This is a genomic window from Stenotrophomonas sp. YJH_SMC_101-4 (assembly GCF_059370395.1).
In genome coordinates, this window is the sequence record NZ_JCAFTP010000002.1 from 595,194 (window position 1) to 613,041 (window position 17,848).

The window sequence follows — 17,848 nt, forward strand, 5'->3', positions numbered from 1 at the left end:
TGGTACGCATTGCCCCGGATGCGGTTCAGCTGCCGACACGGGATGATCGCGACATGGAGACTGAAAACACGATGCACCGACTGCTGATCGTCGACGACGACAACGACATCCGCACCCTGCTGGCCGAGCAGCTCGGCCGTGCCGGCTACCAGGTGAGCACGGCTGCCGACGGCACCGCCATGCGCCAGTTGCTGGACCGCGAGCACGTGGACCTGATCGTGCTCGACCTCAACCTGCCGCGTGAGGATGGCCTGACCCTGTGCCGCGACCTGCGCGCACGCTCGAACACGCCGGTGATCATGCTGACCGCACGCGCCGAGCCGATCGATCGCGTGCTGGGCCTGGAAATGGGCGCCGACGACTATCTTGCCAAGCCGTTCGAACCGCGCGAGCTGCTGGCGCGCATCCGCAACGTGCTGCGCCGGACCGAGGCGCTGCCAGCCAACCTGGAGCCGCTGGCGGTGCGCCGTGCGCGCTTCTCGCGGTGGGTGTTCGATCTGGAGCATCGCCACCTGGTGGACCCGGACGATCGCGTGGTGGTGCTGTCCGGCGCCGAGTTCCGCCTGCTGCGGGTGTTCATCGCCCATGCCAACAAGGTGCTGTCGCGCGAGCAGCTGGTCGCGCTCAGCAGTGGCCGCAACTACGAGGCACAGGATCGCGCGATCGACCTGCAGGTCAGCCGCCTGCGCAACAAGCTGGGCGACGATGGTGGCCCGGACGGGCTGATCAAGACCGTACGCAACGAAGGCTATGTACTGGCCTCCTCGGTGAACCTGGAATAAGCCGCGATGAAGCGCCTGCGCCATTTCCTGTCCTCGATGGTCGGGCGGTTGTTCGTGATCCTGCTGCTGGGCATGAGCGTGGCCGCGATCGGCGCGACCATGCTGGCCACCTCCAAGCGCCAGCAGGAGTTCGAGCGGCAGAACCTGAACCGCATCGCCGACCGCCTGCAGGGCTACGTCAACCTGCTCGACGGCAATCCCGAGCTGCGTGAGCGCCTGCTCGAAATCGGTGGGCCGAGCGTCCGCGCGCTGCAACCCGGCGCGCGCCTGGGGCGGGCCGACACGGCGTTGATGGAAGTCCTGGATGACCGGCCGGGGCCGGTCGCTCGCGCGCATGTGCACTTCGCTTCGTTCCGCTCCTGCATTCCCAAGCTGCAGGACCTGTTGCCGCCGCCGCCGCCCGGGCATCGCAAGCACCCGCGCGAGCGTGATCCGGCATTCATCCCGCCCAAGTGCCGTGCGGTCGACGTGACCCTCAACGACGGCACGTTGCTGAAGCTGGCGCTGGATTCGCCGGCGGTGGCGCACAACGGCATCCTCGCCGTTGATCCGTGGTTCCTGACCCTGCTGGTGCTGGCGATCGCGGTGCTGGCCTACATCGTCGCGCGCATCGCCAGCGCGCCGTTGCAGGAGCTGGCGGCCGCCGCCGAAGACCTGGGCGACGACCTGCAGCGCGATCCCCTGCCGCTGCGCGGGCCGCGCGAGGTGCAGCGTGCTGCCGAAGCCTTCAATGCCATGCAGCATCGCCTGCAGCGGCACCTGGCTGAGCGCACGCAGATGCTGGCGGCGATCACCCATGACCTGCAGACCCCGCTGACCCGCCTGCGCCTGCGCCTGGAGAACGTCAGCGACGAGGTACTGCGCGAGCGCCTGATCGGCGATCTGGCCGCGATGCAGGCGTTGGTGCGCGAAGGCCTGGAGCTGGCGCGCAGCGCTGAGAGCGCCGAGCAGCGTGCCGCACTGGACCTGGATTCGCTGCTGGAGAGCATCGTTGAAGACACCGCCGAGGGTGGCGGTGATGTCGTCTTCGAAGGGGGCAGCGGTGCGGTGTTGATGTTGCGTCCGCTGGCCATGCACCGGCTGTTTTCCAACCTGGTGGACAACGCGGTGATGTACGCCTACCGGGTGAGGGTACGGGTCGAGCGCAGTGGCGGCGCGATCACCGTGGTGGTGGCCGACGACGGCCCCGGCCTGGCCGAAGATCAACTGGAAGCCGTGTTCGACCCGTTCGTGCGGGTGGAGACCTCGCGTTCGCGCGAAACCGGCGGCGCCGGTCTGGGCTTGACCATCGCCCGCGCTCTGGCCGAGAAGGATGGCGCGAGGCTGTGGCTGCGCAACCGCGCCGAAGGCGGGCTGGAGGCGGTAGTGCAGTGGCCGGCCAGTGCACAGGTAACGCCGCCGGGGCGCGCGGGCTGAGTCTTCGCGGCTGGCGATGGTGACGCCGTGGGCCGGGTTTGGCCTATCATCTGCGCATCTTCCCAGTTTCTCCCCGATGAGCCAGCCCGTTCCCGCCGGCATGCCGTTCAGCGCTGCCTGGCAGCTCCCGCATGCTGCCAGGCCCGGCAGCCCTGCCTGGCCGCCGCCGCTGCACTGATGGCCGGACAGGGGGACATCGGGCGCTGGGCGGAGCGCTGCGGATCAGGTATCGGTCGATGGCTGCGACAGGGCCTGCTGTGGCTGCTGCTGGCCCTGTCACTGCCGGTGGCTGCGCAGGAGGGGGCACCGCCGCTGCGCGATTACGCCATCGATGTATGGACGTCGCGCAACGGCCTGCCACACAACTCGCTGCGCGACATCGCGCAGACCCCCGAAGGCCACCTGTGGTTCGCCACCTGGGAAGGCCTGGTGCGATACAACGGCCTCGATTTCACCGTGTTCGACCGCAGCACCCGCCCGGGCCTGCGCGACAACGGCATCGGTGCGCTGTTCGTCGACCGTCAGGGCGGGCTGTGGATCAGTGATTCGCGCGGCAACGTCAGCCACCGCGGTAACGATGGCCAGTGGCGGGTCTGGGAGCACCAGGCCGATACCCCGCAGGTACTGATCCAGTCCATGCAGATGGACAGCCAGGGCCGCCTGTGGCTGCTCTATGAAGGCAAGGGCATCGGCTATCTGACGCCGGACACCGGCATCGTCTACCAAGCGCCGGCCGCCGACCTGCCGATGGCGATGAGCTTCACCAAGCTGGTGGTCGATGCGCAGGACCGGGTCTGGGCCGGTACGTTGGACGGGCTGGTGCTGCGCGACAACGACGGCGTGCTCAAGCGGGCGCCCGCGGCGTGGGGGCTGGGCGCCGGCAGTGGCCTGTCGTGGCCGTACCGCGCTCCGGACGGCGCGCTGTGGATCGTCGCCGGCGAGCGCCTGTACCGCGTGGAAGATGATCAGCTGGTGCTGATGCACCGCCTGCCGGGCCAGCTGCACCTGACCTCGATGCTGCAGGATCGCCATGGAGACCTGTGGCTGGGCACCGAGAACCAGGGCCTGCTACGGATCTCCTCGCATGGACTGGAGCGGCTGCCGGCGGGCCTGAACCTGCCGGGTGGACGCGTGGTCAGCCTGCGCGAGGATGCCGAGGGCAGCATCTGGGTCGGTGCCAACGGCGGCCTGTACCGCCTGCGCGAAACGCTGTTCAGCAGCTACACCGAGCGCGATGGCCTCAGTGGTGATTATGTGCGCACCGTGTTCGAGGACCGCGACCGCCAGCTGTGGGTCGGCAGTGCCAGCGGCCTCGATCTGCAGACCGCCGATGGCCGCTTCCGTGCGATGCCGCTGCACAACCGCGGCGGCAAGGCACCTTCGGTGCTCAGCCTGGCGCAGGGCCCGGACGGTGACCTGTGGGTCGGAACGTTCGGCGATGGCGTCTACCGTCTTGGTCGTGACGGCCGGCTGCGGCACAACTATGCCGCCGCCGATGGCATGCCGGGTGGCAACATCCGCGCGATCAGCGTGGACCCGCAGGGTGTGGTCTGGGCCGGCACGCAGAAGGGCGTGGTCCGCATCGACGGTGACCGTGTGCAGGTATCGAACGTCCCGGGCATGCCCGGCGGCCTGATCACCGCACTTGAGCACGATCATCAGGGCAACCTGTGGATCGGCACCATCGAGGGAATCCGCGTGCTGCGCGGCGACCACGTGCAGTCGATCGACCTGGCGCCGCTGGGCGGTGGCCGCAGCGTGTTCGGCTTCCATCAGTTGGGCGACGCGATGTGGATCAGCAGCGACCGCGGCCTGTACCGCTGGCGGAACGGCACGCTGGCGCGGGTGGGGCTGGAGCAGGGCATGCCGGTGGATGCGGTGTTCCAGCTGGTGCCGGATCGCCTTGGCAATGTGTGGATCAGCAGCAACCGCGGTGTACTGCGCACCGACATGGCCACCCTCAACGCCGTGGCCGATGGCCGCGCACCCCGGGTGATGGTGGAGCGCTACAACGAGATCGACGGCATGGCCAATGCGCAGGCCAACGGCAGCTCCGGGCCATCGGCGATCCTGCGCCAGGACGGCACGTTCTGGGTGGTCACCGCCGGTGGCCTGAGCACCGTCGACCCGCAGCGCCTGCAGCGTTTCCGTGAGCGCCTTTCACCGCCGGCAGCGATTGAAAGCGTGCAGGTGGATGGCGCACCGGTGCATTGGGAGGGCCCGGACCGCAACTACATTCCCGGCGGCCGTCGCTTGACGGTGAGCTATGTCGGCCTGAGCTACCTGATGTCTGACCGGATCCGCTACCGCACGCGGCTGGATGGCCTGGATGCGGGGTGGGTCGAACGCGGCCCGCAGCGCAGCGTGGAGTTCGTCGGCCTGCCGCCGGGCGATTACACCCTGCACGTGGCCGCTGCCCATCCGAGTGGCAGCTGGGGCCAGCAGGAAGCGGTATGGAGCTTCACCGTGGAGCCGTTCTGGTGGCAGCGACGCAGCGTGCAGGGGTTGGGTGGACTGTTGCTGCTGGCCGGGCTGGTGGCGCTGTACCGCCTGCTGCTGCAGCAGCTGAAGGCCAGCAACCTGCGCCTGGCGCGGCGGGTGGACGAGGCCACCTTCGACCTGCAGGCGAAGACCGTGCACCTGCAGGCGCTGAACCAGGAAAAGACCGAACTGGCCGAGCGCCTGGCACGCCAGGCCGAGGCCTTCGAACGGCAGGCCCGCGAAGATGCGCTGACCGGCCTGGCCAACCGCCGTGCCTTCGATGAAACGCTGGCCCGCGACTTTGCGCGTTCGCAGCGCAGTGGTCATCCGCTGTGCCTGGTGGTGCTGGATATCGACCACTTCAAGGACGTCAACGACCGCCACAGCCACAGCATCGGCGATGCCGTGCTGGTGCAGGTGGCGCGGCTGATCGCCGCCGCCAGCCGCGACTCGGACCTGCCCGCGCGGACTGGTGGCGAAGAGTTCGCGCTGCTGCTCAACGACACCCGCCTGGAGGAAGCCGCACAGCTGTGCGCACGCCTGCGCGGCCTGTTCCATGACCACCCCGACTGGGCCGGTGTGGACGGCCTGCGCGTGACCTTCAGCGCGGGGCTGGTGGAGCTGGACGCCGACGACCGCACCCCGGCGCTGCTGTACCAGCGCGCAGACCGCGCGCTGTACCGCGCCAAGAGCGACGGCCGCGATCGCACGAGCATCGGTTGATCACATCCACGCGTGGCGTGGATATGCCTCTATCGATCGGTAGAGTCGAGCCATGCTCGACTACAGCGCGACAGCGCGGAAAAAGGCGCAGCCGAGCATGGCTCGGCTCTACAGAAAGCGCTGCCTTAGCGTGGCCAGGCGTTGGCGATGGTGCAGAACAACCGCGCGGTCTGCTCGGTGTCATACACCGCGCTGTGCGCCTCGTTGGCGTCCCAGCCCAGCCCGGCGGCCGTGGCTGCACGCGCCAGCACGGTCTGCCCGTAGGCGATGCCGGCCAGGGTCACCGTGTCGAACACGCTGAACGGATGGAACGGATTGCGCTTGTGACCTGTACGTGCCACCGCCGCATTGACGAAACCTAGGTCGAAATGGGCGTTGTGGCCGACCAGGATCGCGCGCTGGCAGCCGTATTTCTTCATCGCCGCACGCACCGGGGTGAAGATGTGGTCCAGCGCTGCCTTCTCTTCCTTGGCCAGCCGGAACGGGTGGTCGAGGATGATGCCGGTCACTTCCAGCGACTTCGGGTCGATCTCCAGGCCTTCGGCCGGCACCACGTGGGCGCTGGCGGTCTGGCCGGGGTAGAGCAGGCCGTTCTCGTCCATCTCGATCGGCACGGCGGCAATTTCCAGCAGCGCGTTGCGCTGGCTGTCGAAGCCGCCGGTTTCCACGTCCACCACCACCGGCAGGAAGCCGCGGAAGCGTTGTGACATCGCGCGCTGCGCCTGGGGTACTGCGGAATCGGGAGCGGCGGCAGGTGCGGGCGTGGGGTCAGTCATGCGTGAATTCTAGCAGAGCGACCCTGAGCGCCCGGCCAGCCTTCTGTGCATGGGTTCCCTGCGTGGTCGTGTGTCGACCAAGGTCGACACCTACCGGGCACCGCACGCTCAGGATTCCGGTAGGTGCCAACCTTGGTTGGCACGGTGCGCGCCGACCAGGGTCGGCATTTACCGGACTGCGGGCCGTGCCGTCGTGCCCGATGGCTGCCACCGCGCCAACCACGCATCCACGCTCAGCCTGCCGGCGCCGGTGAAGATCAGTGGCAGCAGCATCGCCATGAACAGCACCGGCAGCTTGAAGTTGCCGAAGCCCTGGTCAGTGATCGCGTAGCCCATGGCGAGGTCAGACAGCGAGTTCCACTCCATCGGCCAATGCACTGCATAGGTGGCCACAACGGTCAGCACCAGCAGGCTGGCCGCGGCAAACCGGGTGCCGAATCCAACCAGCAGGCAGGCCGCGCCGATCAGTTCGAACCACGTGGCGAGCTGCCAGTTCAGGGTGGCCGGCAGCTGGTCGAACGGGAACGGGAAGGCATCCTGCAGGTCGGCGAACCAGTTCTGGCCGTGCAGTTTTTCGCGGCCGGATTCGAAGTATTCCCAGGCCAGCAGCAGGCGCAGGCCGAGCGGGGCCAGCCAGGGGGCGAGACGGTCCAGCTGGCCGCGCACGGCGGCCAGGGTCGGGAGGTTCATCGGTGGTTCTCCGGGGGAAGGGGGCGTCAGCCGGGGACTGCGAGCGGGCCGATCACGCCGGCCTGCAGGAACTGCTGCAGCAGCGCGGCACCGGGTCCGGCCAGCGCGTCCTCGGCCAGGCCGTGCGCAGCGGCCAGGTGCCGCAGGTAGCCATGGCCATCGAGGCCAGGGTGTTCGCCGATGCTGGACAGCAGGTACACCGCCAGCGGGCTGAGTACGGCAAAGCGCACCTCGCCATCGGCCTCGCGACGAACCAGCAGGCCGGTCGGTTCCGCCGGCGGTTGTGACGGTGCGTCCTCGGCACCGAGCCGGTGCACGGGCCACTGATACAGCAGCGGCCATGCCAGTGGCGAGCGCTGCAGCGGCACCCGCAGCGGGTCGATGCCACCCGGCGCAGGCAGAGGCTCGGCAGGAAGCTGGTACAGCGCGGTTTCCACCCACTCGTAATGAGCAAGTTCGGCCAACGCCGGGTGCGGCAGCTGTGGCTGGGCCTGCAGCCACTGCACGAATTCGGCGGCCAGTTCGGTGAACAGCGGCGTCTGGCAGCGATGGGTCGCGAAGTACTGGCGCACCAGTCCGCTCCAGGCCGGTTCGCCGAGCAGGCGCACGCAGACCGGGAAGCCGTTGCTCAACAGGCCGAGCAGGTTGTTGAACAGCAGCCGTTGGTACACCGCCACCCGGCGTGGCTCCAGACCGGCCGGTGGTGGTACGCCCTGCGGATCGCGCAGGTGAGCGGTGAACGCGTGCTGCTGCGCGCGCAGGGTGTCGGTGGTGTCAGCCATGTACAGCCCCGGCGTGCGCGGCCTGCAGGCGGCGGATGGTCTGCAGTTCGCCCTGCAGTTCGGCGTAGGGCGGGAAATTGAAATCGCGTTCGAGCAGGGTGGGGCGTGGGCCGATGCGCGCGTAGGTACGCGCCAGCAGCTCCCAGACCGGGTCGATCACCGCGCTGCCATGGGTATCGATCTTCAGGTCCGGTGCCTCGTCCAGGTGCCCGGCCACATGCAGGCAGACGATGCGCTCTGCAGGCAGCCCGGCAATGAAGACGTCGGCGTCGTAACCATGGTTGCAGGCGTTGACATAGACGTTGTTGACGTCCAGCAGCAGGTCGCAGTCGGCCTCGGCGAGCACGGCGTTGGTGAAGGCCAGTTCGTCCATTGCCGGCTCCGGTGCCAGGTAGTAGGACACGTTTTCCACCGCGATGCGGCGACCCAGCAGGTCCTGCACGCGGGCGATGCGTGCGGCGGTATGGCGCACCGCTTCGTCGGTGAACGGAATCGGCAGCAGGTCGTAGAGGTGGCCGTCGTCGCTGCAGTAGCTCAGGTGCTCGCTGTACAGCGGCACACGGTGCTTTTCCAGGAATTGGCCGACCTGTTCCAGCAGCTGCGTATCCAACGGCGCACTGCCGCCCAGCGACAAAGACAGGCCGTGGCAGCTCAACGGATGGCGCTGCGCCAGTTCGGCCAGCGCATCCCCAGCGGGGCCACCGACATGGATCCAGTTCTCCGGTGCGCATTCGAGGAAATCGAAGTCGCCCGCCGGTGCATCGCGCAGATCCTGCAGCAGCGCCCTGCGCAGCCCCAACCCGGCGGCCGCCGCATGAAGCGGCGACCGCAGGTGGACGGCGCTGGCGCGGACGTCAGTGCTTGGCACCGCACTTGCCTTCGCCGCACTTGCCCTCGGCCGCCTTCTTGTCGCCGGTCTTGGCCTTGGCGCCTGCCGCGGCACCGGCGGCCTTGCCCTTGTCGGCGCCGCACTTGCCTTCGGCACTCTTGCCGTCGGCACCACATTTGCCTTCGGCGTGCTTGGTCGCGTCGGCGGCCATCCTGGTATCTGCTGCCTTGGCATCGGTGCTGGCCTTGGCTGCCTGGCCGGCCACCAGATAGCCCTGGGCCAGGTCGCTCATGCTCAGCGCCGAGGCACTGGCGGTCATGCCCAGGCCGGCGGCCAGGGCGGTAGCAGTCAGCAGGGACAGGGTCTTGTTGGAACTGCTCATCGGTCGTGCTCCTGGGTGGTGTGGGCGGGTGCCCGGGTGGCCGGCAGGGATGCCGGTGGAAACGATGGTGCAGCGATCCTACTCAACGAATCCTCGCCAAGACCTCAAATTTTCGTGAGGTTTGTTACAGAAGCATCCGGAAGGTTCGCACCGGGCAAGCCCGGCGCCCACAACGCGGGTGGAACGCCCAGAAACAAGAAGGCCGCTGTCACCAGGACAGCGGCCACCTTGGAGTCGACTCCGGTGTTGCAGTGCAGCGTCAGGGCTGGCCGGTGCTGGAGGTTTCGTCGCGCTTCTCGCGCGGCGGCAGCGGCTGCTCGCCGTGCACCAGGAACCACACGTTCTCGGCGATGTTGGTGGCGTGGTCACCCACGCGCTCCAGGTTCTTGGCCATGAACAACAGGTGCGTGCACGGGGTGATGTTGCGTGGGTCTTCCATCATGTAGGTCAGCAGCTCGCGGAACAGCGCGGTGTACTGCGCGTCCAGGCGGGCATCGTCCTCGCGCAGTGCCAGCGCGGCGTCGGCGTCGTTGTCGCGGTAGGCGGCAATGGCGCGGCGCACCTGCTGCGCGGCCAGGCGGCCCAGTGCGCGCAGGCCCTGGATCTGCGGCAGCGGCGGCACCTTGCCCAGGGCGATGGAACGCTTTGCGACGTTGGCGGCGTAATCGCCAATGCGCTCGATGTCGGCCGGAATGCGCAGGCCGGCGAGGATCTCGCGCAGGTCGCGCGCCATCGGGCCACGCAGCGCCAGGCGCATCACGTCGTGGCTGATCTGCTGCTCAAGCGCATCGATCGCTTCGTCGTTGGCGATGATGCGATGGGCGGCGTTCTCGTCGCGCTTCTCGATCACGTCCATCGCCGCTTCGAGCTGGGCGACGGCCATCTCGCCCATGCGCACGATTTCGGCCACCAGGCGCTGCTGCTCTTCGTCGTAGCTCTTGACGATGTGGTCGTTGGGAAGATTCATGGTCTGCAATCCGGGTAGAGCCAGGCCATGCCTGGCTGGAACATGTGGCGAAGGAACAGCGTCGATCAGCCGAAGCGACCGGTGATGTAGTCCTCGGTCTGCCGCTGCGACGGCTGCGAGAAGATCACTTCGGTGCGGTCGTGCTCGATCAGGTCGCCCAGGTACATGAAGGCGGTGTAGTCGGATACGCGCGCGGCCTGCTGCATGTTGTGGGTGACGATCACGATCGTGTACTCGTGCTTGAGCTCTTCCACCAGCTGCTCGATGCGGCTGGTCGAGATCGGATCCAGCGCCGAGGTCGGCTCGTCCAGCAGCAGCACCGACGGGCGCAGGGCCACGGCACGGGCGATGCACAGACGCTGCTGCTGGCCACCGGACAGGCCCAGCGCGCTCTGCCCCAGCTTGTCCTTCACTTCGTCCCACAGCGCGCCCTGGCGCAGCGCCTGCTCGACACGGTCGGCCATGTCGGCCTTGCTCAGCTTTTCGTGGTGGCGGATGCCGTAGGCCACGTTCTCGAAGATGGTCATCGGGAACGGCACCGGCTTCTGGAACACCATGCCGACCTTGCTGCGCAGGCGGTTCATCGGGTACTTCGGCGACAGGATGTTCTCGCCGTCCAGCAGCACTTCACCGCGCGCTTCCAGCTTCGGGTACAGCGCGTAGATGCGGTTGAAGATGCGCAGCAGGGTCGACTTGCCGCAACCGGAGGGACCGATCAGCGCGGTTACGCGCTTTTCCGGAATCTCCAGGTTGATGCCCTTCAGGGCGTGGAACTTGTCGTAGTAGAAGTCCAGTCCACGCGCAGCCAGCTTCACCGGCGACGGCGTGTGCAGGCTCTCGTGCGAGGACGGCACGGCGATGCGCTGCATCGGCACGGCGTTGGAAAGGTCGTTCATGGCGTTATCCACGGAAAGGTCAGTCATGGGAGATACGGTTGCGCAGCAGGATGCCGCGGGCGGCAAGGCTGACCAGCAACACGAAGACAGTCAGCACCAGGGCACCGGCCCAGGCCAGCACCTGCCAGGATTCATACGGGCTGCCGGCGAACTGGTTCATCACCACCGGCACCGAGGCCATCGGCTGGAAGATGTTGTTGTTCCAGTACTGGTTGCCGAAGGCGGTGAACAGCAGCGGCGCGGTCTCGCCGGAAATGCGGGCCAGCGCCAGCAGGATGCCGGTGATGATGCCGGCCGATGCACTGCGGTACAGCACCTGCACGATCACCTTCCACTGCGGGATACCCAGCGACAGGGCCGCCTCACGCATCTGCGAGGGCACCAGGCGCAGCATCTCGTCGGTGGTGCGCACCACCACCGGCAGCACGATGAAGGCCAGCGACAGGGCACCGGCGAACGCCGAGAAGTTGCCGCCGGTCTGCATCACGTACAGGGTGTAGACGAACAGGCCGAGCACGATCGACGGCGCCGACAGCAGGATGTCGTTGACGAAGCGGACCACGGTGCCGGCCTTGCGGGCGTTGCCGTACTCGGCCAGCCAGGTGCCGGCCAGCACGCCCAGCGGGGTGCCGATGCCGATCGCCAGCGCGCACATCACCGCGCTGCCGAAGAAGGCGTTGGCGAGGCCGCCTTCCTGCATCGGCGGCGGCGTCATCTTGGTGAACAGATCCCAGTTGATGCCGGCCAGGCCCTTGGAGGCCAGGGTGAACAGGATCCAGCCCAGGAAGAACAGGCCGAACAGGGCGGTGGCGCACGATGCGGCGATGGCGATGACATTGCCGATGCGGCGGCGCAGGTACAGCGAATCAGCGGTGGTGGACATCAGTTGCCCTCCTTGCGAGACAGGCGCATCAGCATCAGGCGGGCGATGGCCAGCACCACGAAGGTGACGATGAAGAGGACGAAGCCGAGCAGCAGCAGGGCCGAGCGGTAGGTTTCAGTGGCTTCGCCGAAATCGTTGGCGATCAGCGCGGCGATGGTGGTGCCCGGTTCCAGCAGCGACGGCGACAGGCGCACGCTGTTGCCGATAACGAATGCCACCGCCATCGTCTCGCCCAGAGCGCGGCCGAGGCCGAGGAAGATGCCGCCGATCACCGCCGAGCGGGTGTAGGGCAGGACGATGTCCCAGCTCACTTCCCACTTGGTGGAACCCAGCGCGTAGGCCGATTCCTTCAGGCGGGTCGGCACGGTCAGGAACACTTCGCGCATCACCGAGGAGATGAACGGAATGACCATGATGGCCAGCACGAAACCGGCGGTAAGCATGCCGATGCCCAGCGGCGGGCCCTGGAACATCGGGCCGATGATCGGCCATTCGCCCAGGGTTTCGTTGAGGAACGGGGTGACGTACTCGGTCATCACTGGCACCAGCACGAACAGGCCCCACATGCCGTAGATGATCGAGGGGATGCCGGCCAGCAGTTCGATGGCGGTACCGACCGGGCCACGCAGCCAGCGCGGCGCGACTTCGGTGAGGAAGAAGGCGATGCCGAAGCTGACCGGCACGGCGATGACCATCGCGATGACGGCGGTGACCAGGGTGCCGTAGATCGGGGCGAGGGCGCCGAACTTGTTTTCGACCGGATTCCAGTCGGCGGAGAAGAAGAAGCTCAGGCCCTGCATCTGCAGGGCATGGCGGCCGCCCCACAGCATCGACAGCGCGGCGCAGGCCAGGGCGATCAGGACGAAGATGACGGTGCCGACCAGCACCCATCGGAACAGTTTGTCGTTGCGGGCATCACGCGCATCACGCGTGGACGGGGCGGCTACAGGCTGGGCGATGGCATTCATGGGGACGGCAGGGCCAGGAAGGGGCGGGGCGGCATGGCGTGGAAGAAGCGGTGCCCGCGTGGGGCGGGCACCGTCGGGTCCATCACTTCAGGTCGGTCGCCCAGTAGGCCTCGATCTGCTTGACCAGTTCGGCCGGCAGCGGCACGTAGTGCAGCTCGTTGGCCTGGGCCTGGCCGTTCTCGAAGGCCCACTTGAAGAAGGCCAGGGTGTCCTGGTTGCGCTTGGCGTCCTTCGGCTTCTTCTGCATCAGCATGAAGTTGGTGGCGGTGATCGGCCACGCCTGCTCGCCCGGTGCGTTGGTGATGACCAGGTTGAAGTCCTTGGCGCTGGCCCAGTCGGCGCTCGCGGCCGCTGCGGCAAAGGTTTCCGCGCTCGGCTCGACCCAGTTTCCGGCCGCGTTCTGCATGGCGGTGTACGGCATGCCGTTCTGCAGCGCGTAGGCCAGTTCGACGTAGCCGATCGAGCCCTTGATCTGCTTCACGTAGGAAGCAACGCCTTCGTTGCCCTTGCCACCGACGCCGTCCGGCCACTGCACCGAGGTGCCCTCGCCAACCTTGCTCTTCCACTCCGGGCTGACCTTGGACAGGTAGTTGGAGAAGTTGAAGGTGGTACCCGAACCGTCCGAACGATGGACCAGGGTGATCTTGCCGTCCGGCAGCTTCACGCCCGGGTTGGCGGCGACGATGGCCGGGTCGTTCCAGGTCTTGACCTTGCCCAGGAAGATGTCGGCAAGCAGGGCGCCGCTCAGGCGCAGCTTGCCGGCTTCCAGGCCTTCGATGTTGACCACCGGCACCACGCCGCCGATGGCGGAAGGGAACTGCGCAAGGCCGGCCTGGGCCAGCTCTTCGCTGCTCAGCGGCTTGTCGGAGGAACCGAAGTCGACGGTGCCGGCCTTGATCTGGGCGATACCGCCGCCCGAGCCGATCGACTGGTAGTTGATCTTGGCACCGGTGCTGGCGTTGTAGTCAGCCGACCACTTGGAGACCAGCGGGAAGATGAAGGAAGCGCCGGCACCGGACACTTCGGCGGTCACCTTGGCACCGGCAGCGGCCGGGGCCGCGGCACCGTCGGCAGCCGGCTGCTGCGCGGCCTGCTTGTCGCCACCGCAGGCCGACAGGCCCAGGGCGATGGCCAGGGAAAGGGCGGCAAGGCCGGCCGAGTGCAGTTTCATGGTCACTCCATAGCGGGGTAGAGCCGACGACGTCGGCGGATGCGGCTATGAAATGATGTTTTTGTTACAGCCGTATTACGACCATGACAGAGGTGTCCTGGATCACGTTCTGACAAGGGTTTCACGGGGTTGGCCGGCCCTTGGCAGGAGCCCTGAGACCCCGGATCTGCGCATCGATATGACGGCCTGGGCGCTGGGTAGAGTCGAGCCATACTCGACTGCTCCCTGTCCTCGGTAGCTGCGGACCGTTGGTCTGCACGCTCCAGCACCCAACCGAGCATGGGCTCGGCTCTACAGAGCCTGGTGCACCCCAAAAACAAGAAGAGCGCGAGATCTCGAGGATCTCGCGCCCGGGTTGGGATCGGCGGGGGAGAGAGGACCCGCCGATCCCGTTCCTGCGGGGGAACGCGCTTACTTCAGGTTCTGGGTCCAGTAGGTTTCGATCTGGCGGACCAGGCTGTCCGGCAGCGGCACGTAGTCCAGTTGGCGGGCCTGGGCATCGCCGTTCTTGTAGACCCAGCGGAAGAACTCCTGGGTGGCCTTGCCATTGGCAGCATTCTTCGGCGTCTTCTGCACCAGGATGAAGTTGGTGGCGGTGATCGGCCAGGATTCAGCGCCCGGCGCATTGGTCATGACCAGGTAGAAATCCTTGGCGTTGGCCCAGTCGGCGCTGGCGGCGGCAGCGGCGAACGACGCATCGCTCGGCTGCACGAACTTGCCGGCGGCATTCTTCATCGCGGTGTACGACAGCTTGTTCTGCAGCGCGTAGGACAGTTCGACATAGCCGATGCCGCCCTTGATCTGCTTCACGTACGCTGCAACGCCTTCGTTGCCCTTGCCACCGATGCCGGCCGGCCACTGCACCGAGGTGCCTTCACCGACCGAGCTCTTCCACTCCGGGCTGACCTTGGACAGGTAGTTGACGAAGTTGAAGGTGGTGCCCGAACCGTCCGAACGATGCACGACGGTGATCTTGGCGCTCGGCAGGGTCACGCCCGGATTCAGCGCGGCGATGGCCGGGTCATTCCAGGTCTTGATCTTGCCCAGGAAGATGTTGGCCAGCACGGCGCCGTCCAGCTTCAGCGCGCCCGGGGCGATGCCGGCCACGTTCACCACCGGCACCACGCCACCGATCACCGACGGGAACTGCGCCAGGCCCGAGGCGGCCAGTTCTTCCGGCTTCAGCGGAGCATCGGAGGAGCCGAAATCAACCGTCTTGGCCTTGATCTGGGCGATGCCACCACCGGAGCCGATCGACTGGTAGTTGACCTTGTTGCGGGTCGCAGCGCTGTAGTCGGCCGACCACTTGGACATGACCGGGTAGATGAACGATGCGCCCGCGCCGGTGATGTCGGCGGCGTTGGCGGCGAACACGGACGATGCAGCCAGGATGGCGACAGCGGCGCGCGATTTGAAGGCGTGGATCACGGGGAGACTCCTGGGGTGGTGGTCGAAGGGCGGTTGCCCGACGTTTCGGTGCACATTCCATAACGGTTGCGTGACATGTCCGCGTCTGTCATGTGACGCGGACGTGACACGCGTCATGAGGGGTGTCACGTCCGCTGCGCCGGCAGGGCGGCACGGGCACCGCTGCAACGACGAAGGCACGGACGGGGCCGTGCCTTCGCGGTTCAACGCAGGCGGCCGGACTTACCAGAAGAACTGCGCGCGGGCTTCCAGGATGTTGGGATCGTCGTTGACGAAACCGCGCGCCGTGGAGCTGTACTTCTTGCTGTCGACCATCACGTAGTTGAGCATCAGCTTGAAGTTGGAACGCAGGTACCAGTTGGCGCCCACGGTCCAGATGTCCATCTTGCCGCCCAGCACGCCATCGACGATCGGCGGGCGACCAGCGACCGGGTTGGCGGCGAGGTTGCCGTCATTGAGGTCCATGTGGTCGTAGCGCACGCCCAGCTGCCACTGGCCGCCGGCCGGGTTGTTCGGCAGGCCGGTGCCCGGAGTGCCGCCCTTGTAGCTCCAGGTCTCGCCGGTGACGTTCCACACGCCGCTGATGTAGTAGCCGTCGCTGGTGTAGTTGTCGTGGTCGTAGCGCTTGGCCTTGCTGGTGTAGTACTCGGCCTGGGCCTTGAACGGGCCCTGGAAGTACATCGCTTCGGCACCGATGGTGCTGACCCGGTCGGTGTCGGTCAGGTTGCCGCTGTCGATCAGGCGGGCAGTGGCGAGGTCGGCATTCGGACGCGCACGCACGCGCAGGGTGTCGGCGTCGGCGTCGTAGTTGACGTAGCTCAGACCGAAGTGCAGGACCTGGCCCTTTTCATTGATCGGGGCCCAGGTGCCACGCGCGCCGTAGCCGCTGCCGTGGGCCAGGTTGCGGGTCAGCTCGCGTCCGAAGGCGCTGGCGGTCACCGACCAGTTGTCCTGGCCGTAGCTGTACGCGCCACCCAGGCGGCGGGCGATGGCATAGGTATTGGTGACTGCTGCCTTGGAAATGAAATCGTTGTTCTTGGTGCTGGACAGTTCTTCCAGGCTGTTGGGCTGCTTGAACTGGCCCAGCTGCAGGAAGTGGTTGGCGTTGCCCAGCAGCTTGTACTTCACGTTGGTGTCGAGGAACTTATCGGCCTTGGCATCATAGCCGACCACCCATTCCACGTTGCCCGGGCCCTTGCCCTTCAGCACCAGCTCGGCGCGACGCAGTTCGAATTCGCTGTTCTTGCCGTTGCCGGCGTCGCCACCGTTGAGGTCGGTCAGGTCGTTGTCGAACCAGTTGCCGTCGGCCTGGACCAGGCCTTCGAAGGTGATTTCCGAACCGCCGATCACGTCGATGGCGACTTCGGCGTGTGCAGCCGGCACATACAGCGCAGCAGCCACGGCCACCGTCAGGAGTTGGTGATGCAGTTTCATGGAGAGGAGCCTTGCAGGCAGGTTGGAAGATGCGCGCAGGCTAGAAGGTAAAGATTGCGTAAATGTGACAGTTCGCGCGCGGCAGACATCCACCGCAGGCCCCGTCACGGCATGGCCTGCCATTGAAACCGCTTGCGTATGACGCCCGGATTGCGCCCCGGTTGCAGTAGATCCACGCCATGCGTGGATGCTGTCGTCACTCTGCGAGGGTCTTGTCCTTGAACCGGCAGAGGTCGGCGATCACGCAGCCCGGGCAATCCGGCTTGCGCGCCTTGCACACATAACGCCCGTGCAGGATCAGCCAGTGATGCGCGTCGAGCAGGAACTCGGCCGGAATCACCTTCACCAGTTTGTCTTCCACTTCACGCACGTTCCTGCCTGGCGCCAGGCCGGTGCGGTTGGATACGCGGAAGATATGCGTGTCCACCGCCATCACCGGCTCGCCGAATGCAGTGTTGAGCACCACGTTGGCGGTCTTGCGTCCAACGCCTGGCAGCGCTTCCAGTTCATCGCGATCGCGCGGCACTTCACCGCCGTGCTTCTCCAGCAGGATCGCACAGGTGGCGATCACGTTCTTCGCCTTGGCGTTGAACAGGCCGATGGTGGCGATGTACTGCTTCAGCCCGTCCTCGCCGAGTGCGAGGATCTTCGCCGGCGTGTTGGCGACCGGGAACAGACGGCGCGTGGCCTTGTTGACGCCGACGTCGGTGGCCTGCGCCGACAGCGCGACCGCCACCAGCAGCTCGAACGGCGAGCTGTACTCCAGTTCGGTCTTCGGGTGTGGATTGAGTTCGCGCAGGCGGGTGAACATTTCCACCACGTCGGCGCGCGGCATCGTGCCGCCACGCCGCGCCGGGGCGCGTGCGGTCTTCTTCAGGGTGGCCATTACTGCTCCTTGCCGCTGGCGCGGGCCTTGGCCCGGGCGAGGATGGCGGCGGCTGCGGCGGGCAGGGCGGGTTTCATGTCCGGCGCCGGGGCCGGCGTACGGCGTGCATCGCGCTCGGCCTCACGGCGCGCCAGGCGCACCGCGCGCGCGCGATAGCGTTCGCGTGCGGCCCATGCCGCGTGCAGCTGCTGCTGGGCCTGGTGCAGGCGTTGCGGAAGATCCGGGTGGCCGGGCAGCAGCTGCGCGTCGCCGGCGCGGGCGATGTAGTCCATCAGGCCCGCCTGCAGGGCGCCATCGAGATCGTCTGCCTGGACCCGGGCGAACAGCTGCGCGGGGTTGGGTCGGGATGCCATG

Annotated in this window: 17 protein-coding genes; 3 read left to right on the forward strand and 14 right to left on the reverse strand. The window is 67.0% G+C overall.

The features are described from left to right. The first annotated feature begins 53 nt into the window (after window positions 1-53). From AC5P8D_RS08915 to AC5P8D_RS08925, 3 genes are all read left to right on the forward strand, one after another. Window positions 54-782 carry a response regulator gene (locus AC5P8D_RS08915; protein WP_005408779.1) on the forward strand — a complete coding sequence of 243 codons (729 nt, stop codon included), beginning with the start codon at window positions 54-56 and terminating at the stop codon, window positions 780-782. A 6-nt stretch (window positions 783-788) separates the two neighbouring features. Next, a complete protein-coding gene (locus AC5P8D_RS08920) occupies window positions 789-2,198 on the forward strand; it encodes an ATP-binding protein (protein WP_010486233.1) in 1,410 nt (469 codons plus the stop codon). A gap of 177 nt (window positions 2,199-2,375) precedes the next feature. Next, the gene (locus AC5P8D_RS08925) at window positions 2,376-5,402 is read left to right on the forward strand and encodes a ligand-binding sensor domain-containing diguanylate cyclase (RefSeq protein ID WP_010486230.1); all 3,027 of its coding nucleotides are present in this window, start codon (window positions 2,376-2,378) and stop codon (window positions 5,400-5,402) included. A 125-nt stretch (window positions 5,403-5,527) separates the two neighbouring features. Here the strand turns inward: AC5P8D_RS08925 and rnt are convergent, their stop codons facing one another. From rnt to AC5P8D_RS08995, 14 genes are all read right to left on the reverse strand, one after another. Next, a complete protein-coding gene (rnt, locus tag AC5P8D_RS08930; protein WP_014036542.1) occupies window positions 5,528-6,178 on the reverse strand; it encodes a ribonuclease T in 651 nt (216 codons plus the stop codon). A gap of 168 nt (window positions 6,179-6,346) precedes the next feature. After that, window positions 6,347-6,868: an HvfX family Cu-binding RiPP maturation protein gene (locus tag AC5P8D_RS08935; protein ID WP_049411501.1), complete on the reverse strand. Its 522-nt coding sequence runs from the start codon at window positions 6,866-6,868 to the stop codon at window positions 6,347-6,349. Between the two features lie 26 nt (window positions 6,869-6,894). Beyond that, complete coding sequence (locus AC5P8D_RS08940; RefSeq protein WP_043402611.1) at window positions 6,895-7,650, reverse strand: HvfC family RiPP maturation protein; 756 nt, start codon at window positions 7,648-7,650, stop codon at window positions 6,895-6,897. Further along, the gene (locus AC5P8D_RS08945; RefSeq protein ID WP_049411497.1) at window positions 7,643-8,518 is read right to left on the reverse strand and encodes an HvfB family MNIO-type RiPP peptide maturase; all 876 of its coding nucleotides are present in this window, start codon (window positions 8,516-8,518) and stop codon (window positions 7,643-7,645) included. Before AC5P8D_RS08945 ends, AC5P8D_RS08940 begins: the two co-directional genes overlap by 8 nt. After that, on the reverse strand, window positions 8,505-8,861 hold the full coding sequence (locus AC5P8D_RS08950) for a hypothetical protein (protein WP_019337649.1): 357 nt from the start codon (window positions 8,859-8,861) through the stop codon (window positions 8,505-8,507). The genes AC5P8D_RS08945 and AC5P8D_RS08950 overlap by 14 nt, the downstream gene beginning before the upstream one ends. Before the next feature lie 259 nt (window positions 8,862-9,120). After that, a complete protein-coding gene (gene phoU, locus AC5P8D_RS08955; RefSeq protein WP_008265615.1) occupies window positions 9,121-9,828 on the reverse strand; it encodes a phosphate signaling complex protein PhoU in 708 nt (235 codons plus the stop codon). A gap of 65 nt (window positions 9,829-9,893) precedes the next feature. Beyond that, window positions 9,894-10,724, reverse strand: coding sequence for a phosphate ABC transporter ATP-binding protein PstB (gene pstB / locus AC5P8D_RS08960; RefSeq protein ID WP_005408788.1), 831 nt, complete (start codon window positions 10,722-10,724; stop codon window positions 9,894-9,896). A gap of 19 nt (window positions 10,725-10,743) precedes the next feature. Continuing rightward, window positions 10,744-11,607 (reverse strand): phosphate ABC transporter permease PstA, encoded by an 864-nt coding sequence (gene pstA, locus AC5P8D_RS08965; protein ID WP_049436509.1) that lies wholly within the window; start codon window positions 11,605-11,607, stop codon window positions 10,744-10,746. Continuing rightward, window positions 11,607-12,575, reverse strand: coding sequence for a phosphate ABC transporter permease subunit PstC (gene pstC / locus AC5P8D_RS08970; RefSeq protein WP_005412771.1), 969 nt, complete (start codon window positions 12,573-12,575; stop codon window positions 11,607-11,609). The genes pstA and pstC overlap by 1 nt, the downstream gene beginning before the upstream one ends. 82 nt (window positions 12,576-12,657) lie before the next feature. Beyond that, complete coding sequence (gene pstS, locus AC5P8D_RS08975) at window positions 12,658-13,746, reverse strand: phosphate ABC transporter substrate-binding protein PstS (RefSeq protein WP_049411494.1); 1,089 nt, start codon at window positions 13,744-13,746, stop codon at window positions 12,658-12,660. A gap of 411 nt (window positions 13,747-14,157) precedes the next feature. Further along, complete coding sequence (gene pstS / locus AC5P8D_RS08980; RefSeq protein ID WP_010486211.1) at window positions 14,158-15,174, reverse strand: phosphate ABC transporter substrate-binding protein PstS; 1,017 nt, start codon at window positions 15,172-15,174, stop codon at window positions 14,158-14,160. A gap of 222 nt (window positions 15,175-15,396) precedes the next feature. Further along, a complete protein-coding gene (locus AC5P8D_RS08985; protein WP_010486208.1) occupies window positions 15,397-16,608 on the reverse strand; it encodes an OprO/OprP family phosphate-selective porin in 1,212 nt (403 codons plus the stop codon). Between the two features lie 196 nt (window positions 16,609-16,804). Next, window positions 16,805-17,494, reverse strand: coding sequence for an endonuclease III (gene nth, locus AC5P8D_RS08990; protein ID WP_029380075.1), 690 nt, complete (start codon window positions 17,492-17,494; stop codon window positions 16,805-16,807). Then, entirely contained in the window at window positions 17,494-17,847 is a 354-nt protein-coding gene (locus tag AC5P8D_RS08995; protein WP_049411489.1) for a hypothetical protein, read from the reverse strand. The genes nth and AC5P8D_RS08995 overlap by 1 nt, the downstream gene beginning before the upstream one ends. Between the last annotated feature and the right edge of the window lies 1 nt (window position 17,848).

What these genes read in the sequence shown, in the direction of transcription:
- AC5P8D_RS08915 (WP_005408779.1), top strand. Translation starts at nt 54, where the DNA reads ATGGAGACTGAAAACACGATGCACCGACTGCTGATCGTCGACGACGAC.
- AC5P8D_RS08920 (WP_010486233.1), top strand. Translation starts at nt 789, where the DNA reads ATGAAGCGCCTGCGCCATTTCCTGTCCTCGATGGTCGGGCGGTTGTTC.
- AC5P8D_RS08925 (WP_010486230.1), top strand. Translation starts at nt 2,376, where the DNA reads ATGGCCGGACAGGGGGACATCGGGCGCTGGGCGGAGCGCTGCGGATCA.
- rnt (WP_014036542.1), bottom strand. Translation starts at nt 6,178, where the DNA reads ATGACTGACCCCACGCCCGCACCTGCCGCCGCTCCCGATTCCGCAGTA.
- AC5P8D_RS08935 (WP_049411501.1), bottom strand. Translation starts at nt 6,868, where the DNA reads ATGAACCTCCCGACCCTGGCCGCCGTGCGCGGCCAGCTGGACCGTCTC.
- AC5P8D_RS08940 (WP_043402611.1), bottom strand. Translation starts at nt 7,650, where the DNA reads ATGGCTGACACCACCGACACCCTGCGCGCGCAGCAGCACGCGTTCACC.
- AC5P8D_RS08950 (WP_019337649.1), bottom strand. Translation starts at nt 8,861, where the DNA reads ATGAGCAGTTCCAACAAGACCCTGTCCCTGCTGACTGCTACCGCCCTG.
- phoU (WP_008265615.1), bottom strand. Translation starts at nt 9,828, where the DNA reads ATGAATCTTCCCAACGACCACATCGTCAAGAGCTACGACGAAGAGCAG.
- pstB (WP_005408788.1), bottom strand. Translation starts at nt 10,724, where the DNA reads ATGAACGACCTTTCCAACGCCGTGCCGATGCAGCGCATCGCCGTGCCG.
- pstA (WP_049436509.1), bottom strand. Translation starts at nt 11,607, where the DNA reads ATGTCCACCACCGCTGATTCGCTGTACCTGCGCCGCCGCATCGGCAAT.
- pstC (WP_005412771.1), bottom strand. Translation starts at nt 12,575, where the DNA reads ATGAATGCCATCGCCCAGCCTGTAGCCGCCCCGTCCACGCGTGATGCG.
- pstS (WP_049411494.1), bottom strand. Translation starts at nt 13,746, where the DNA reads ATGAAACTGCACTCGGCCGGCCTTGCCGCCCTTTCCCTGGCCATCGCC.
- AC5P8D_RS08985 (WP_010486208.1), bottom strand. Translation starts at nt 16,608, where the DNA reads ATGAAACTGCATCACCAACTCCTGACGGTGGCCGTGGCTGCTGCGCTG.
- nth (WP_029380075.1), bottom strand. Translation starts at nt 17,494, where the DNA reads ATGGCCACCCTGAAGAAGACCGCACGCGCCCCGGCGCGGCGTGGCGGC.
- AC5P8D_RS08995 (WP_049411489.1), bottom strand. Translation starts at nt 17,847, where the DNA reads ATGGCATCCCGACCCAACCCCGCGCAGCTGTTCGCCCGGGTCCAGGCA.